We start from the raw sequence: 16,088 nt of genomic DNA on the forward strand, positions 1-16,088 counted from the left end.
CGTCGCGTACTACGAACCGAGCCACACCGTCGAGGTGGTGACCTCCGCCAGTAGGTCGGGAATCGGCGTGACACCGAGACCCGGCCCCTGGGGCACCGGCAAGTGTCCGTCCTGCAGGACGAACGGTTCGGTGATGTCGGTCTTGTAGAACCGGTCCGACGCCGAGGTGTCTCCGGGCAGGGTGAACCCGGGCAGCGAGGCGAGCGCGACGTTGGCCGCCCGCCCGAGCCCGGTCTCGATCATGCCACCGCACCACACGGGGATCCCGTGGGCGGCGCAGACGTCGTGCACCCGCCGTGCCTCGAGGTATCCGCCGACCCGGCCGGGCTTGATGTTCACGATGCGACAGGCGCCGAGCGTGATCGCGTCGGCAGCAGAACGGGCGGACACGATCGACTCGTCGAGGCAGACCGGCGTGCGGATGCGACGAGCCAGCTCGGCGTGGCCCAGGAGGTCCTCCTCGTCCAGGGGCTGCTCGATGAGAAGGAGCTCGAAGGGGTCCAGACGGGCGAGCTGGGACACGTCGGACAGGGTGTACGCCGTGTTGGCGTCGACCTGAAGCAGCACATCGTCGCCGAAGCGCTCCCTCACCGCTCGCACCGGCTCGACGTCCCAACCGGGTTCGATCTTCAGCTTGATCCGCACATAGCCGGCGTCGAGATAGCCGCCTACGACGTCCAGGAGTTGGGGTACTGAGTCCATGATGCCGACCGAGACCCCGCATGGAACGGAGTCCCGTGTGGACCCGAGCGCGGCGGCGAAGGACAGGTCGTGCGCTCGCAGTTCGGCGTCGAGCACGGCCATTTCGAGCGCGGCCTTCGCCATCCGGTGACCCTTGAATCTGGCCAAAAGGGGCGCGACTCGGCTCGCGGTGACCTCACCCACCTCCATCAGGGCCGGGACCAGGAAGTTCCGCAGCACGTGTTCGGCGCCGTCGACGTATTCCGAGGAGTAGAGCGGCCCTCCCATGGTGACGCACTCGCCCCAGCCCTCACCGTTCGGCGTCACGACGCGTACGAGCAGCAGTTCCCGTACGTTCTGCGTACCGAACGACGTCCGGAACGGTGCCACCAACGGCATCTGGACACGCAGAAGTTCCACACCACTGGGCTTCATGACGACTTCTCCCTTGAGACCACGTACCATCCGGCACGATCGAATCCGATGACCCTGGCTTCCTCCGCCATCAGGCCTCCCAACACCTCCCGCAGCGCCACGCGCCACGCCTGGCCCTGACTCGGGTCCGTACGCCGGAGTGTCTCGATGTCCGGCGGCACGCCGACCAGCACGACCGGTCCGTCCGCCACTGCGGTCAGCGGTCCCCCGTCAGGTGCGACCGACAGGGCGGCTGCCGCACCGCGCTCTCGCAGCGCGGCGGCGTCGAGCCGGGCGGGCTCGCCGAGCGAAGCGGCGGAGGCCGCCGGGCCCGGAAGGTTCCAACGGACCATCAGCCGGTCGGTGTCACCGGCGCCGTTGATGCCATCGCGCATCGGCCCGTAGAAGTCGGGCAGGTAGCGCGCCGGATCGGCGCCGAGCTTGGCCAGGTTGAAATGCGCGTTCCGCCGCACCAGGGGATCGAAAGTCCAGGTGATCAGCGAGACGTGCTGGCGCAACGCCCAGGCGCGCTGGTGCAGTTTGAGGGCAAACCCGATCCCCCGGCCGAGACCTCGCGGCGCGACCCCGGCGATGTGGCTGTGCAGGCTCGCCTTGGCCGGGCTGCCGAAGAAGCCGAGGCAGGCTCCCAGAAGCTCGTCTCCTTCATACGCCCCCGCGACGTAGTTCCCTGCCGCGGCCATCGCCCGCAGCAGCTCGGTCGTCACCGGTTGGGCACCGGCGCCCGGCTGCCAGATCGAGGCGAAGAGCCGGCAGACCTCGGTCAGGTCCGACACCTCGGTCAGGGCCCGGATGTCCACATGTGAGGCGGCGGCCGCGGCGGACGCGGCGCCCAGCGCGGCTGCGCTCACGGCCGGGGAAACCAGACCTGACTCATGTGTCGCAAGATCGGTCACGGGACTGTCCTTTCCGGGCTTACCGGGCGGGCCACCGTGGTGCCGCACCAGGGTGGTCCGCCGCGTTCGTCGTGGCGCACGGAGCTCATTTCGCCAACACGGCGTCGATCAGGGCGGTCAGCAGGGCGGTGCGCCTCGGCAGTTCGGCGACGACGACGTGTTCGTCGTCCGCGTGCGCGCCGCCGCCCACGGCGCCGAGGCCGTCGAGGGTGGGGACCCCAAGGCCTGCGGTGAAGTTTCCGTCCGAGGCACCGCCGACAGCGGCGGCGGTGAGGGTTCCGAGGCCGAGTTCGCCGGCGAGCGTCGCGGCGAGGTCGAACAGCCCCGAGGACGCGTCCTCCTGCAGCGGCGGGCGGTTGATTCCACCCGAGATCCGGATCCGCGAGCCGTCGAGTACGGGCCGGAGGTCCCGCACGGCCTGATCGACCCGCCGCTGTTCCGCCTCGTACCACACACGTACGTCGACCGCCACGCCGGCATGGGCGGGAACGGTGTTGGTCGTGGTGCCGGCGGACAGGGCCGTCGGCACGACGGTCGTACCCCGTTCGGGATCGGCGAGTGCGGCGACGGCGAGGATCTGGTGCGCCACCTCCACCCCGGCGTTCACACCCTTCTCCGGCTCGAGCCCGGCGTGCGCGGCCCGGCCGTCCACGTCAATCCGGTACAGGGAGACACCCTTGCGACGGCACTTGAGCGCTCCGCCGTCGGCCGATGCCTCCAGCACGAAGACCGCGTCGCAGCCGCGAGCCTCTTCCTCGATCAGGCGCCGCGACGACGGGGAGCCGATCTCCTCGTCACCGGTGACGAGGACCGAAAGACCCGACCGGTTCCCGGCGGCCGCGGCGGCGTGCAACGCCATCACGATGCCCGCCTTCATGTCGAAGCAGCCCGGCCCGCGCAGCACTCCGTCCAGGACGGAATACGGGTGCGTCTCCAGCGATCCGGTGGGCCACACGGTGTCGTGGTGGCCCAGCAGCAGCACACGCGGCGCCTCGCCGAACCGCCACCTCAGATGCGTACACCCGTCGATCACCACGCGATCCGGTTCCGCGTCCAGCAGCCTGCGCCCCAGCGCCGCCACGACGTCTGCGCTGCGAGCGACGGCTTCGTGGTCGGACGACGGCGACTCGCACCGCACCAGGGTCTCGACGTCGGCGAGGAGCGCCTCCACCGTCGCTTCGGCACGCGTCGCCGTCATCGCGGCTCACCTCGCAGCGGCTGTCCGGCAAGCGCGTCGGCCTGAAGCTCCCCCGCGCTGACCACCGGGACACCACCGACGAACAAGTGCCGCACGCCCACGGACGGCCGCGTGGAGTCGAAATAGGTCGCGCAATCGGTGATCGTCACCGGATCGAGTACGACAATGTCCGCGTCCGCGCCGACGCCGAGGTGTCCCTTCGCCCGAGCGCCCGGCGCCACGTCGTCGAGGACTCGCGCCGGCAGGTGGGCACAGCGCCGGAACGCCTCCGGCCAGTCCCAGGCGCCGCTCTCCCGCACCATCACGCGCAGCGTCTTGGTGAACGTTCCCGCGGTGCGCGGGTGCGTCGTTCCCCCGGGCGGCAGCGGCCACTCGGTGGTGTCGTTGCTGCCGTCGGGCCAGTAGACCGGCATCGCGTCACTGGCGACGATGGCGTCCGGGAAGGTCAACGCCTGGTGCAGCATCGCGAGATCGCGCGGGTTGCCCTCGTCGAGGAACTCCAGAATGCAGGGCGCTCCGGGGTCACTGTTGCGCAACTGCCGTAGGCGCCCCGCGTCGGCGATGCGTTCCCCCGATTCGAGCATCACGACGCTGGACGGGGACAGGCCCTTCATCCGCAGCCGTTCGGCGTCGAGGAAGGCCGCACCGATCGCCGTGCTGCCCGCCCCGTACGGGTAGGCCTCGACCGTCACACGGGATCCCGACCGCCGTGAACCGTCCAACGCTCGGAGTACCCGGTCGATGTGGTGGCCCGACGTGCTGTTGACATGGCAGTGGTGCATCGCGGCGCCGGTCTCGGCCGCGGCGATGACGATCTCCTCGGAGCCGTCTGCCGGAGTGCCGGGATCCACCTCGACCAGCTCACGGACGTGGGTGTACGTCGGCACACCGGCCTTCGCGGCAAGCCGGGCGACGGCGAGGAACTCGGCCGGCTCACTGTGCGGCGCGTACCCGAGGAGGACTCCGATACCGAGCGCTCCGGCGGCCAGTTCACCCTCGATCAGGTCCAGCCACGCGGCGAGTTCACGATCGGTGGAGGAGCGCTGCCATGCGTGGTTTCCAAGCACCGCGAGGCCGCTCCCGATCTGTGCGTCGGGCTGGATGCCGGCGAGCACCTGGGCCCGGGCGCCACCCCAAGAGGCGGAGAAGCCGTAGTGCAGCGGGCGTCCGTCCGCGGCGGCCTCGGCGTACGCACGCCCGATGGGCATGAGGCCCGATTCCAGGTCGAGGGCCGTCGTCACACCGTCCATGGCCTGCAGCCGCTGCCCCGCGATGGAGTGCACGTGGCTGTGCAGGTCGACGAAGCCCGGACCGACGACCAACCCCGTGACGTCAATGACCTCGCATCCCGGTGGCGCGTCGAGCCCCGCGGCGACAGCCCTCACCACGCCGTCGGACACGAGGACGTCGGCGATGCCGTCGAACCCTGTTCCCGGATCAATGACACGGCCGCCACGCAAAAGTGTCTGCATGCTTTCGTCTCCTCGTCGAGGACGCACCGGAGTACCAGCTGGTCTCCAGTGCGACCCTAGGAGAGGGATCAGGCACCTCTGTTGGTCCATGCCGACGAATCCGTGGCGGCCTGTTCATGCACGCCGACGAACCCGGCCCGGAGCAACGCGGCTGCCCCGGGCCGAACGTGAGCGGCTACTGGCGTCCGGCCCGCCAACTTCCGTGGAGTGGCTGCGAAGCAGCGCACGCGTGGGCAGACCGGTGGCGGCCAGGCCGAGGAGGACGGTGCCTGCCACCAAGGCGACCGCCGCGCCGGCGGGGATACGAAGTGCGGGCGCCGGAGGGGCCGCGGGTGAGGGGTGAGCGTGGTCCAGGCGATGCCGGCGCGCCGAGCAGGAGACCGGTGGCGGCCACCAGGAGCGCTTCCCAGCGCATCATGTTCCGCACCTGGCCCCGGGTGGTGCCGGACAACCGAGGCAGACCCACCTCACGTCGACGGTCGAGGACGGTCAGGACGAGGGTGCCGGCTGCGGCGATGGCGGCGAAGCCGCCGAGGACCGCGGCCATGACGCCTGACCCCACCCCGCGCCCGCGCCGGGTCAAGCGGCTGGAGGAGGCCGGCGTCATCAGCGGATACCGGGCCGTCATCGACCCCGTAGCGCTCGGCCGCGGGCTGGAAGTCCTCGTCGACGTGGAGGTCAGCGCCACCGACCACAAGACGTTCGAGGAGTTCGAGGAGACCGGCTCGTGGTATGAGGAAGTCATCGAGTTCCGGCGCCTGTTCGGCCGCCCCGACTACTTCCTCCGCGTCGCCGTGGCCGACCACGCCGCCTACGAAGGCTTCCTCACCGGCAAGCTCAGCGGCCTGCCTTGCGTTCTCCGGCTCGAATCCCACCTCACCATGAAGAACGCCAAGTCCAACCCCTGACGCCTTCCTACAGACCGCGCTGCCAGGTCTGGCCGACCAGGTCCTGGCCGAAGCTGCGATGGGGCTCTTCGGCGACGAGTTCGAAGCCGTGCTTCTGGTAGATGCGCCGGGCCGACCCGAGCACGTCGTTGGTCCACAGGGTGATCGCCTCGTATCCGGCTTCCCGCGCGAACTGCAGGCACTCATCGACCAGGCGGGCTCCCAGCCCGAGGCCGCGCGCGTTCGGGTCGACGAGCAGCAGGCGCAGCTTCGCCGTCCGGTCGTCGTGGCGGACGCAGAAGACGCAGCCGGCCCGCACCCCGTCGACCTCGGCGATCCAGGCCGCCTGCGGACCGGGTTCCTTCCCCTCGGCGTAGTCGGCGACGATCCGGCTGACCAGCGCCTCGAAGCCGGTGTCCCAGCCGAACTCCCGGTTGTAGAACTCGCCGTGCGCCATCACCACCCAGCCCAGGTCGCCGGGTCGGTCCAGCGGCCGGATCGCCACTTCATGCTCTGCCATGTCGACCCACTCCCGGTACCTTCGCCGACTGAAACGACTGTTTCAGTAGACTAACCCGGTGAGCCGATCCGAACCAACCCCCTCCCCGCGCCGGCAGGAACTGCTGGAAGCGGCGTACGCCTATGCCCTGCGCAGCGGCCTGGGCGAGCTGTCCCTGCGTCCGCTGGCCGAAGAGATCCACTCCAGCCCGCGCGTACTGCTCTACCTGTTCGGCAGCAAGGACGGCCTGATCCGCGCCCTGCTCGCCCGGGCCAGAGCCGACGAACTGGCACACATGCAGCAGGTCGCCGAGTCGCGGGACGAGTCCGTGGGGCTCCAGCCGATCGCCCGGGAGCTGTGGCGATGGCTTTCCGACGAGGCCCACCGAGGACTCCTGACGCTGTGGGTCGAGAGCTACGCCCGTTCCCTCATCGAACCCGACGGGCCGTGGGCCGGTTTCGCCCGCGACACGGTCAGCGACTGGCTGGCCCTGCTCGCCTCCGGCCAAGCCGCCGCGCTACGTGACACCGAGGCCGCTCGCACCCAGCGCACGGTCGTACTCGCAGTCCTGCGGGGCGCGATGCTGGACCTGCTCGCCACGGGCGAGACCGCGCGCACCACCGCGGCGGTCCACCATCAGCTGACCGCGCTGGGGTGACACGGGCCGGTTCCGGGCACACGGTGGCCGCAGTGGCCCTGTTTCAGGGCAACGTGCCGTGGTCATCGCCACCGGCCGTGCAGTCAGGCCGAGTTCGAACCGGCCGTTCATGCCGCGTTCGAGGCGTCCGAACCGACTGTCGGCGCCGCCGCCTCGATCGGGTCCGTGCTGACGCCGGCCCTGTCGTTGCTGACGTCAGCTCTGCGGGACGTCCCTGACGTACACGATCCCGTCGTATGCGGCCAGGTGGGCGGGGTCGAGTGGGGCGTAGCCGTAGTAGGGGGACACGCGGGGGGCCGGCTGTGTGTCGCCGAGGGCGGCGGCCAGCCGGTGGGCGTCGACGACGTAGCGATCCTCGGGAAGCGCGTAGAGGTGACCTTCGACGGTGTCCGTGGGCGGGGTGTCCACCCCTTGGTGCCGGATCGTGCCGAGGGCCGTGGCCACGAAGGCGTACCCCTCACCCAGACGAGAGCTCACGAGCGCGCCGGCGCTCCACCACTCCACCGGCCGGCCGCCCATCCGCATCGAGCTCTTGTCCCGCTGAAGGTGGCCGTTGTGGGCGTGGATCAGTGCCGGGTCCCGTTCGGCGAGGGCGAGGAGGTTGGCGGCCATCATCGAATCCCGCAGGCCGACGAGCCGTGTCATGCGGCTCGGTGAGGTGTCGGCCATCCAGAAGTGGTAGCGCAGCAGGCCCGTTGCGGTGCGACCGTACAGGCGCGCCCGGTCCCAGTCGTCTTTCGATGTCGCCGTGATGATGTGCGGCGTCTGCTCGTCGAGCAGCGCCACCAGATCGTCGGCGAGCAGCCGCAGCTCCTTCGCCTCGGCAGACCGCCCCACTGACTCGGCCGGGTCCATCATCGCCGCGGGACTGGTCCACCGGTCGTCGGCGCCGAGCAGGCGGTCGAGCGTTTCCGCCGTGCACGGAAGCAGGTCGCCTTCCACCCGGGCCGAAAGGCAGCCGTGCAGTGCGGTGAGGGCCTGCCGGGGGCTCGCGGCGCCGGTGATCTCCAGCGGGCCGTCGAAGCCGGCGAAGCGGAGCCGCTCGGCCGCGGGCCGGCCGTCGTTGTGGGCGCGCATCCAGCGTACGAGCTCGCGGTTGGCCGCTGACGCGCCCCAGCCGTGGCTGAAGCCGTGCTCCATGACTTCGTCGAGGGTGCCCCGGCCCGTGGTGACGTAGTCGTCCACGACCAGGCCCATCATGCAGTCGCTCTCGATCGCGATCGTCCGGTAGCCCTCCTGCTCCACGAGTTGCCGGAAGAGCTCGTTGCGCAGGTCGAGCAGCGCGTCCTCACCGTGGGTGGGCTCCCCCAGAGCGAGCATCCGCGGCCGGGCCGGGAGCAGCCCCATGAGGGCAGTCGCCTCCAGGGGGTGGGCGGTGTCCTTGATGTCAGTAGCCATGCCTTAAACGCTATCGTTGTACTTCCGATTGAAACTTTTCCGCGATATCTGCAGGAGCTGGCGGGCTCATGGGACCGAACCTTCAAAGCCGTGTGCGGCTCAGGCCGGTCGATCTGGCACGCGAGCACGGTCTGTCCACACAGGCGATCAGGAACTACGAGGAGGCCGGCATCCTTCCGGCCGCCCGTCGCACACCTCACGGCTACCGCACCTACACGTCACTGCACGCGGGAGCCCTGCGCGCGTTCCTGGCCCTGCTGCCCGGCCACGGCCACCGGACGGCGACGTCGATCATGCGGGCGGTGAATCAGGGCACGGACGAGGAGGCGTTCCGCCTCATCGACGAGAGCCACGCCCAGCTCCTCGACGACCGCCGGACCCTCCAGGCCGTGAAACGCGCACTGGGCGACCTGGAGCCCACCACGGCGCCCGGGCCCGGTGCGGGTTCCGAGTCGGCCGCGGTATCCGGGCCCGACGGCACGTTCATCGGGCCGCTGGCCGGGAAGCTGGGAATCCGCCCCGCGACGTTGCGCAAGTGGGAGGGCGCGGGGCTGGTGCGCCCGCGCCGCGACCCGCGAACCGGATACCGCGTCTACGACGACGCCGACGTACGGGACGCCCGCCTCGCCCATCAACTCAGGCGGGGCGGCTACCTGCTGGAGCAGATCGCCCCGTTGATCGCCCAGGTTCGGGCGGCCGGCGGACTTGAGCCGCTGGAGGCCGCACTGCGTGACTGGCACGGCCGGCTGTCAGCCCGCGGGCGGGCCATGCTGACCGGAGCCGCAGAGCTGGAGGCGTACCTCCGCGCACGCGGCTGAGGCTTCGGTCGGCGTCCGAAGAGAAGCCAGGACCAGTGCGCTCAGGACGGCTTCCCGCCCTCTGTCATCCGCCGGATTTCCTGCGGCCGCGCCGGCGCCAGTGCCACACCGCGCCGACCGCGACGGAAGCGATGAACAGGACGATGCCCACGACCGGCCAGCTGCTGTCGGCGATCCGCACGCCCGTCAAGAGGGTGGCCACGACCAGGACGACCGGCACCAGCAGAGAGAGAAGGGTGCGGGCGGCGCCGGCGATCAGGGAGGGGTCGAGGTGCGGCCGCCGCCGGGAGACCGGCGCGGAATCGGTGAAGTAGAAGGCTGTGGCCCGGTCTGTCAGTCGGGTGGTGGCCTGGTGGTACGACATCGCCATGTAGGGCATCCAGATCAGGGGGGCGACGATCCCCACCACGAACACCAGCCCCAACAGGACCCATCGACATGCCTGCACCAGCCTGTGTGACCAGCCGGTGCGCTCGGACGCGGTGAGCAGTCCCAGCACGCGAGCCATGCGCAGGGTCAGGTACCACAGCACAGCGGGACGCCGTAGCGCGGATCGCTTGCCGGTCGCCGCCGGTTTCCGGTGACAGGCCGCGAGGGCGTCCCGGGCCTGGCCGACGTTCTCGTGCACGCCTTGGAGGACGAGGAGTTCGGCGGCGCGGTCGTCGGCCGTGGGATCGCCGCCTTTCAGCGCGGCCAGCTCCAGAACCGTACGGGCCTGGCGGAGCAGCGCGGCGCAGAACGCGACCGGTACGAAAATCAGGAACGGTCCTCCGACGAAGGCGCCCTCGGACACGGTGGCACGCCACCCCTTGGCAATCACCAGTGCGCGGAGCCCCGTCGCATCCATGTCCGGGTGGTCCTTCTTGATACGGGCGACCGAGCGAGCGGCGGTCGGCCCGAACCGCCGCACCGCGAAGGCGGCCAGGGTCTCGGGAAGGCACTCCGGATCGTGGAGTGTCGCCCTGAGGAGCCACCGTGCGGGCGACAGCCCCGGAGCGGTGTCAGGGGGTACTGATCGCGAGTCTGGCACGGGGTGGTTTCGGTTTCATCGCGTCCTGCGGCCGGCTGACGACCGTCGCGTCTCGAACCTTGGTCAGTTCTTGCTTCCGCAACCGCAGCAGCGTGGCCTCGACCGCTTCGGCGCTGCGGGACGCGTCGAACTTCGAAACGGTCAGCGGGGCCACGCTCGTCCTCCAGCGATCAGCCGGTTCTGGGGCAGTGGACATCAGTAAACGCCGACGGCCCAAGGGATGCATCTTGGACCTGTCGCGATTGTTGAAGCCATCGGTCACTCAGTGCCGATACGCCGTGCCACCTGAGAGGGCTGTCCAGAGGCGGACATCCCCACTCGCTCGCCTGGCGCATTCCGTGCGGTGGCGGCTGGAACATCGCCGGACGGTACTCGCCGGTCTGCCGGATCAGGATTCGGGCGACGGCGGAGCTGAGGCCCGGGCCGACGGGACCGGGCCCTGGGCGGGCCCAGGATGGATGACAGAGCGGGAGACGGCACAAGCCTTCCGGTCTCCCGACCCCGGGAAGCGCCCGGGCCCCTGTTCGAGGCGCCAGTCCGCGGCGCTCAGGCCGTGTGCGCCTCCACCGCGTCGATGATCTCGGGCCAGAGTTCGCGCGGGCGGTCGTGGCCCATGTCGGGGATCAGCAGGAGCTTCGCTCCGGGTACGAGTTCCGCGGTGCGTTCGCCTCCGCTCGGGGCGATCAGCGTGTCGTCCAAGCCGTGGATCACCAGGGTTGGCACCCCCAGGGTCCGGAGCGCCTCCGTACGCGAGCCGTCGAGGATCATCGCTCCGAGTTGGCGCCCGACACCCGCCGGACAGTAGGCGCGGTCATAACTTTCGGCAGCCAGCTCGCGAAGGAGTGCGGCGTCGCCGTATCGCCTGGACGCCCACACCAGTTCGCGATCCGCCGCTGCGACGTATCCCTCGCGGTCCGCCGGCTTCGGGCTCAGGAGTACCGCTTGGGCCTCGGGGTCGGACCGGCCGTATTCGGTTCGCCGGTCGAGGACATCATCGACGTCAGGGTCAGGACCCGGGTGGGCTGGGTGATGGCCATCTTCTGGGCGATCATTCCGCCCATCGAGGTCCCGACCACGTGGGCGCCTTCGATGCCGAGCGCGGTGAGCAGGTCGAGGCCGTCGGCTGCCATGTCCGTCAACGTGTACGGGATCATGGCGAGCGCGGAGGCAATGTCTCCCGAGCTCACAGCCGCGATGAACCGGCCCATGTCCACGGGGTGCTCGTCGAACGTGGTGGACAGCCCGCAGTCGCGGTTGTCGTAGCGGATCACGTAACGGCCCCGGTCGGCCAGCGCACGGCAGAAGTCCTCGTGCCAGGCGATCATCTGGGCGCCGAACCCCATCACCAGCAGGACGGGCGGGTCGGCGGGATCACCGAACGTCTCGTACGCGAGGGACATTCCGGGCGAGACTTCGACAAGTGGCATGCCGGGATCTTCCCAGCATCGAGTGTCGCCGCGCATGTGGAATATCGGCCGCCGGATATTGGCGGTGTCGATGCCCTCCACACCGCACACCGACCCCTCGCGCCCAGCACCCCTGGCCCGTGGCCCATGGCCCATGGCCGAGGGTGCGCAATGCTCCCCCTGCCACGGGCCCTGGCCGTGCGGTCGGTGATGTGTGTCGTCAGACCTTCGTGGTCCTCGCGTGGTGTGTCGTCAGGATGCGGTGGATCAGGCGGGCGCCCGCTCGGGCGGTGCGGTGGTCGGTGTCGAGGTCCGGGTTGAGTTCCGCGACGTCGACCACGAGCGGCTTTGCGCTTGCCGCCACCTTGGCGCAGACGTGCTCGATGATCTCCATCTGCACGCCGTGGGCGGCCGGGGCGCTGACGCCGGGGGCCACTGCGGCCGGGAGCACATCGAGGTCGATGCTGAGGTGCAGCACGTCATGGCTGTCGATGAACTCGTCCGTGAAGGCGTCGACCGCCGGGAGGTTGAGCACACCGCACTCGGTGTCCGGCAGGTAGCGCACGCCGAGCCGGTCGGCGGTGTGGAACAGATGCGCGGTGTTGCTCGGCTGGCTGATGCCGAGGACCCGGTAGTTGAGCCGGTGTCCGCGCCGTTCCTCGCTCTGCGCCATCTGCAGGAACGGCGTTCCCGAGCTCGCGCGCACGTCGTCACGGAGGTCGAAGTGCGCGTCGAGGTTGAGCACTCCGAGCCGCCCGCCGGCCTGGACGGCCCGGGTGGAGACGAGGCCCAGGTACGTGCCGTACGCCACCTCGTGGCCGCCGCCGAGGATCACGACGGGAACACCTCGGTCGACGAGGGGGCCGACGACCTGCCCGAGGCGGTGGTGGCCCAACTCCAGTTCTCCGTCGCTGACTTCGATGTCTCCGGCGTCGAGCGCGGTCAGCGGGGCGGGCAGGGCCATCGAGGCGAGGGCGGCCCGCAGTTCGCGTGGACCGTTCGCCGCGCCCTGGCGGCCCTTGTTGCGGCGTACGCCCTCGTCGGAGCGGAAGCCGACGAACGCGGCGTCCCACGGCCCCGGGGCGCCGGTGCCGGTGCTGATCGCGTGGTGCCAGCGCAGGTGCTCGCTCCCGGGGCCGTCGTCCCGGCCGTGCCAGCGTTCGGGAGGCACGTCCACCGTGAGTTCGACCGCGGCGACAGCACTCACCGGGGGTCGTCCCCCTCGGCCATAGGGATGCGCACGCCGCGGTCCTGTGCCACGGAGGCGGCATGCTCGTAGCCGGCGTCGACGTGGCGGATGACGCCCATGCCGGGGTCGTTGGTGAGCACGCGCGACAGCTTCTGCGCGGCGAGTTCGGTGCCGTCGGCGATGCAGACCTGACCCGCGTGGATGGAGCGGCCCATGCCGACGCCGCCGCCGTGGTGGATGGACACCCAGGAGGCGCCGGAGGAGGTGTTCACCAGGGCGTTGAGCAGCGGCCAGTCGGCGATGGCGTCGGAGCCGTCGAGCATCGACTCGGTCTCGCGGTACGGCGAGGCGACCGAGCCGGAGTCGAGGTGGTCGCGGCCGATGGCGAGCGGGGCGGACAGCTCGCCGCTCGCGACCATCTCGTTGAACTTGACGCCGGCGCGGTGGCGTTCGCCGTAGCCCAGCCAGCAGATGCGGGCGGGCAGGCCCTCGAACTCGACACGCTCGGCGGCCATCTTGAGCCAGCGGTGCAGGTGCTGGTTCTCGGGGAAGAGCTCCATGATCGCGCGGTCGGTGGCCTCGATGTCCTTGGGGTCACCGGACAGGGCCGCCCACCGGAAGGGGCCGAGGCCCTCTTCGAACAGCGGCCGGATGTGGGCGGGGACGAAGCCGGGGAAGTCGAAGGCGCGCTGGTAGCCGGCCTTGCGGGCCTCGTCGCGGATCGAGTTGCCGTAGTCGAATACCTCGGCTCCGGCGTCGAGGAAGCCGACCATGGCCTCGACGTGGCGGGCCATCGACTCGCGGGAACGGCGGGTGAAGTCGGCGGGGTCCTTGCGGGCCTGCTCGTGCCACTCCTCGACGCTGACGCCCACGGGGAGGTAGGCCAGCGGGTCGTGCGCGGAGGTCTGGTCGGTCACGATGTCGATCGGCGCGCCCCTCTCGAGGAGCTGGGGGAACACCTCGGCGGCGTTGCCGGTGAGGCCGATGGACAGCGGGCGGCGGGCCTCCTTGGCCTCGATGGCGAGGCTCAGCGCGTGGTCCAGGTCGTCGGCGGCGACGTCGAGGTAGCGGTGGGCGATGCGGCGCTCGATGCGGGTGGGGTCGACGTCGACGCAGATCGCGACGCCGTCGTTCATCGTCACCGCGAGGGGCTGGGCGCCGCCCATGCCGCCGAGACCGGCGGTCAGGGTGATGGTGCCCGCGAGGGTGCCGTTGAACTTCTTGCGGGCGACCGCGCCGAAGGTCTCGTAGGTGCCCTGCAGGATGCCCTGGCTGCCGATGTAGATCCACGAGCCGGCGGTCATCTGCCCGTACATGGTCAGGCCGCGGGCCTCGAGGGAGCGGAACTCCTCCCAGTTGGCCCAGTCGCCGACCAGGTTGGAGTTGGCGAGCAGGACGCGCGGCGCCCACTCGCTGGTGCGCATGACGCCGACGGGCTTGCCGGACTGCACCAGCATCGTCTCGTCGTCCTTGAGCGTCTTGAGGGTGCGCACGATCGCATCGAAGGACGCCCAGTCGCGTGCGGCCTTGCCGGTTCCGCCGTAGACGACCAGGTCTTCGGGGTGCTCGGCGACCTCGGGGTCGAGGTTGTTCATGAGCATGCGCAGGGCGCCCTCCTGCTGCCAGCCGAGGCAGTTGAGTTCACTGCCACGGGGGGCGCGGATGTGGCGGGACTCGGGGGAAACGCCGGTCATGTTCTCTCCTGGTCGATGGCGGAGCGGTTGCGTGTTCCATGACAGGCGAGGCGCCGGACGCGTTCCAGCAGCGGCCGCCGACATTCTCGGATCCGAGAACGTCACTGATTGCCGGTGACGTGGGGCGCTCAGGGGCGCGGGTTCCGTGCGGGCCGCCTCGCCTAGGATTGCCGTGGTGTTCGCGAATGTGGCGCGACGGATCCATGGGGTACGAGGACGGTGGACGGCTTGGTCGTGGAGGCTGCGGAGATCGCCCGGCTCTATGCGCGGCAGACGCCCGGTTCCGCCCCGGCCTATCAGCGGATCAAGGACCTCGTGGCCGCGGAGATCGCGGGTGGGCGCTGGCGCGAGGGTGAGGCGCTTCCCTCGGAGAGCCAGTTCGTCGAGTCGCTGGGCCTGTCCCGTATGACGGTCAACCGCGCCCTGCGCGAGCTGAGCGCCGACGGGCTGCTCCGACGCGTCATGGGCGTGGGCACGTTCGTGGCGCGGCGCAAGAGCAGTTCCGCGCTGGCCGGGGTGCACAACATCGCCGACGAGGTCCGGGACCGCGGGCATGGCTACTCGGCCAGGGTGCTGTCCCTGCGCGAGGAGCTCCCCGACCCCGAGATCAGCGCACAGCTCGGCCTCGACGGGCGGCGCAGCGCGTTCCGCTCACGCGTCGTGCACCTGGAGGACGGTGCGGCGGTCCAGTTGGAGGACCGCTACGTCCACCCGGACTTCGCCCCCGGCTATCTCGACCAGGACTTCACCGCGGGTACGCCGTTCACGTTCCTGTCCGAGGTCGCCCCGCTGGGCAAGGGCGAGCACATCGTCGAGGCGGTCCTGCCGTCCGCCGAGGAGTGCGAGATCCTCGGCATCGGCCCGTCCGAACCGTGTCTGCTCATCCAGCGCCGCACCTGGTCCGGGGATGCCGTCGTGAGCGTCGCCCGGCTGATCCACCCCGGGTCCCGGTACCGCCTGGTGGGGACGTTCGACGCCCACTGAGCCGGGCTGCCGTCAACGTGCCCGGGTGGGGGCTGGTTTCGCGGTCGGGCGTCGGCCGGACATCGCGGCCGTCAGTCGTGCGGCCCCCTGCTCCAGGACCTCGCGGACGTGGTCGGTGTCGTGCCTGCTGTAGTGCCGTTGCCAGGTGCTGCTGAGTGCGGCGACGGGCCGTTCGTTGTGGTCGAAGGCCGCGACGCCCAGCGACCAGAAGCCCTCGGAGACCAGCTCGACCTCCTCCGACCAGCCGCGGGCGCGGTCGCGGGCCAGCAGGTCGAGGAGTTCCGACAGCGAGCGGGGTCCTTTGCCGGTACGCGTGATGAGATCCGCCTGCCGGGGGAAGAGAGCCCGCACCTGTGCCGGGGACACGTGGGCGAGAAGGGCGCGCCCGTTGGCCGTCAGGTGGGCGGGCAGCCGGACGCCGACGTCGGTGACGAGGGAGATGTCCGCGTCACCGGACCGGTTCGACGGCGGCCGTTCCTTGAGCAGGTAGACGGTCTCCGCGCCGTGGACGATGCCCAGGTGCACGGTCTGGCCCAGACGTGCCGAGGCGGTGCGCAGGATGGGGCGCGCGAGGCGCTCCAGCGGTTCGTGGCGCAGATAGGCCGAGCCGATCTCGAAGGACGCGACCCCGAGACCGTACGCCTGCTCCTTGGGGAGGTAGGTGACGAAGCCGCGGTCCACCAGGACCGAGAGGACGTGGTACGCGGACGATCTGGGGATGTCGAGTTCGCGGGCCAGGGCCGCGGCCTGGACGGGACCCGAGCGTCCGGCGAGGTGCAGCAGGATGTCCAGCGCGCGTCCGACGGCGGGCGAGGCACTGGACGCCGTTGTCCGTTCACCCATTGG

The 16,088-nt window shown here is 70.5% G+C and carries 15 protein-coding genes and 2 pseudogenes; 4 read left to right on the plus strand and 13 right to left on the minus strand.

Annotated elements, in window-relative coordinates; all coding sequences use genetic code 11:
* Positions 1-9: 9 nt before the first annotated feature.
* From menC to LGI35_RS46365, 5 genes are all read right to left on the minus strand, one after another.
* Positions 10-1,116, minus strand: coding sequence for an o-succinylbenzoate synthase (menC, locus tag LGI35_RS04735; RefSeq protein WP_227292637.1), 1,107 nt, complete (start codon positions 1,114-1,116; stop codon positions 10-12).
* Entirely contained in the window at positions 1,113-1,913 is an 801-nt protein-coding gene (locus tag LGI35_RS04740; protein WP_227292638.1) for a GNAT family N-acetyltransferase, read from the minus strand. The genes menC and LGI35_RS04740 overlap by 4 nt, the downstream gene beginning before the upstream one ends.
* Positions 1,914-2,094: 181 nt before the next feature.
* Positions 2,095-3,207, minus strand: a complete 1,113-nt coding sequence (locus LGI35_RS04745) for a M20 family metallopeptidase (protein ID WP_227292639.1) — start codon at positions 3,205-3,207, stop codon at positions 2,095-2,097.
* Positions 3,204-4,679 (minus strand): amidohydrolase family protein, encoded by a 1,476-nt coding sequence (locus tag LGI35_RS04750; protein WP_264484664.1) that lies wholly within the window; start codon positions 4,677-4,679, stop codon positions 3,204-3,206. Before LGI35_RS04750 ends, LGI35_RS04745 begins: the two co-directional genes overlap by 4 nt.
* A gap of 175 nt (positions 4,680-4,854) precedes the next feature.
* Positions 4,855-5,307, minus strand: coding sequence for an ABC transporter permease (locus tag LGI35_RS46365; protein WP_323182979.1), 453 nt, complete (start codon positions 5,305-5,307; stop codon positions 4,855-4,857).
* Here LGI35_RS46365 and LGI35_RS04755 point away from each other — a divergent pair.
* Entirely contained in the window at positions 5,225-5,587 is a 363-nt protein-coding gene (locus tag LGI35_RS04755; RefSeq protein WP_227292641.1) for an Lrp/AsnC family transcriptional regulator, read from the plus strand. The two genes, LGI35_RS46365 and LGI35_RS04755, sit on opposite strands and share 83 nt — an antisense overlap.
* Positions 5,588-5,594: 7 nt before the next feature.
* Here LGI35_RS04755 and LGI35_RS04760 read toward each other — a convergent pair.
* A pseudogene (locus LGI35_RS04760) lies at positions 5,595-6,098 on the minus strand (GNAT family N-acetyltransferase); the annotation flags it as partial.
* A 46-nt stretch (positions 6,099-6,144) separates the two neighbouring features.
* Here LGI35_RS04760 and LGI35_RS04765 point away from each other — a divergent pair.
* Entirely contained in the window at positions 6,145-6,723 is a 579-nt protein-coding gene (locus LGI35_RS04765; RefSeq protein WP_227292643.1) for a TetR/AcrR family transcriptional regulator, read from the plus strand.
* A gap of 195 nt (positions 6,724-6,918) precedes the next feature.
* Here the strand turns inward: LGI35_RS04765 and LGI35_RS04770 are convergent, their stop codons facing one another.
* Positions 6,919-8,121, minus strand: a complete 1,203-nt coding sequence (locus LGI35_RS04770; RefSeq protein ID WP_227292644.1) for an erythromycin esterase family protein — start codon at positions 8,119-8,121, stop codon at positions 6,919-6,921.
* Positions 8,122-8,189: 68 nt separating this feature from the next.
* Between LGI35_RS04770 and LGI35_RS04775 the strand changes: the two genes are divergently transcribed.
* Positions 8,190-8,939, plus strand: a complete 750-nt coding sequence (locus LGI35_RS04775) for a TioE family transcriptional regulator (protein ID WP_227292645.1) — start codon at positions 8,190-8,192, stop codon at positions 8,937-8,939.
* 64 nt (positions 8,940-9,003) lie between these two features.
* On the opposite strand, the gene LGI35_RS04780 is transcribed toward LGI35_RS04775, so the two are convergent.
* From LGI35_RS04780 to hutU, 5 genes and pseudogenes are all read right to left on the minus strand, one after another.
* Positions 9,004-9,786: a hypothetical protein gene (locus LGI35_RS04780; RefSeq protein ID WP_227292646.1), complete on the minus strand. Its 783-nt coding sequence runs from the start codon at positions 9,784-9,786 to the stop codon at positions 9,004-9,006.
* Between the two features lie 154 nt (positions 9,787-9,940).
* Complete coding sequence (locus tag LGI35_RS04785; RefSeq protein ID WP_227292647.1) at positions 9,941-10,123, minus strand: hypothetical protein; 183 nt, start codon at positions 10,121-10,123, stop codon at positions 9,941-9,943.
* Positions 10,124-10,515: 392 nt separating this feature from the next.
* A pseudogene (locus LGI35_RS04790) lies at positions 10,516-11,396 on the minus strand (alpha/beta fold hydrolase).
* Positions 11,397-11,595: 199 nt separating this feature from the next.
* Complete coding sequence (gene hutG / locus LGI35_RS04795; protein WP_227292648.1) at positions 11,596-12,582, minus strand: formimidoylglutamase; 987 nt, start codon at positions 12,580-12,582, stop codon at positions 11,596-11,598.
* Entirely contained in the window at positions 12,579-14,258 is a 1,680-nt protein-coding gene (gene hutU, locus LGI35_RS04800; protein ID WP_227292649.1) for a urocanate hydratase, read from the minus strand. The genes hutG and hutU overlap by 4 nt, the downstream gene beginning before the upstream one ends.
* A 234-nt stretch (positions 14,259-14,492) precedes the next feature.
* On the opposite strand from hutU, the gene hutC reads away from it, so the two are divergent.
* Positions 14,493-15,242: a histidine utilization repressor gene (hutC, locus tag LGI35_RS04805; protein ID WP_227300199.1), complete on the plus strand. Its 750-nt coding sequence runs from the start codon at positions 14,493-14,495 to the stop codon at positions 15,240-15,242.
* A 12-nt stretch (positions 15,243-15,254) separates the two neighbouring features.
* Here the strand turns inward: hutC and LGI35_RS04810 are convergent, their stop codons facing one another.
* Complete coding sequence (locus tag LGI35_RS04810) at positions 15,255-16,085, minus strand: IclR family transcriptional regulator (RefSeq protein WP_227292650.1); 831 nt, start codon at positions 16,083-16,085, stop codon at positions 15,255-15,257.
* Positions 16,086-16,088 lie beyond the last annotated feature (3 nt).

The sequence above is a fragment of the Streptomyces longhuiensis genome (assembly GCF_020616555.1).
Lineage (GTDB): Bacteria > Actinomycetota > Actinomycetes > Streptomycetales > Streptomycetaceae > Streptomyces > Streptomyces longhuiensis.

Excerpts from the sequence above, each read along its gene's own strand:
- LGI35_RS04755 (WP_227292641.1), top strand. The coding sequence starts at position 5,225 with ATGACGCCTGACCCCACCCCGCGCCCGCGCCGGGTCAAGCGGCTGGAG.
- LGI35_RS04750 (WP_264484664.1), bottom strand. The coding sequence starts at position 4,679 with ATGCAGACACTTTTGCGTGGCGGCCGTGTCATTGATCCGGGAACAGGG.
- LGI35_RS04745 (WP_227292639.1), bottom strand. The coding sequence starts at position 3,207 with ATGACGGCGACGCGTGCCGAAGCGACGGTGGAGGCGCTCCTCGCCGAC.
- LGI35_RS04770 (WP_227292644.1), bottom strand. The coding sequence starts at position 8,121 with ATGGCTACTGACATCAAGGACACCGCCCACCCCCTGGAGGCGACTGCC.
- hutU (WP_227292649.1), bottom strand. The coding sequence starts at position 14,258 with ATGACCGGCGTTTCCCCCGAGTCCCGCCACATCCGCGCCCCCCGTGGC.
- LGI35_RS04810 (WP_227292650.1), bottom strand. The coding sequence starts at position 16,085 with ATGGGTGAACGGACAACGGCGTCCAGTGCCTCGCCCGCCGTCGGACGC.
- LGI35_RS46365 (WP_323182979.1), bottom strand. The coding sequence starts at position 5,307 with ATGACGGCCCGGTATCCGCTGATGACGCCGGCCTCCTCCAGCCGCTTG.
- LGI35_RS04775 (WP_227292645.1), top strand. The coding sequence starts at position 8,190 with ATGGGACCGAACCTTCAAAGCCGTGTGCGGCTCAGGCCGGTCGATCTG.
- menC (WP_227292637.1), bottom strand. The coding sequence starts at position 1,116 with ATGAAGCCCAGTGGTGTGGAACTTCTGCGTGTCCAGATGCCGTTGGTG.
- LGI35_RS04780 (WP_227292646.1), bottom strand. The coding sequence starts at position 9,786 with ATGGATGCGACGGGGCTCCGCGCACTGGTGATTGCCAAGGGGTGGCGT.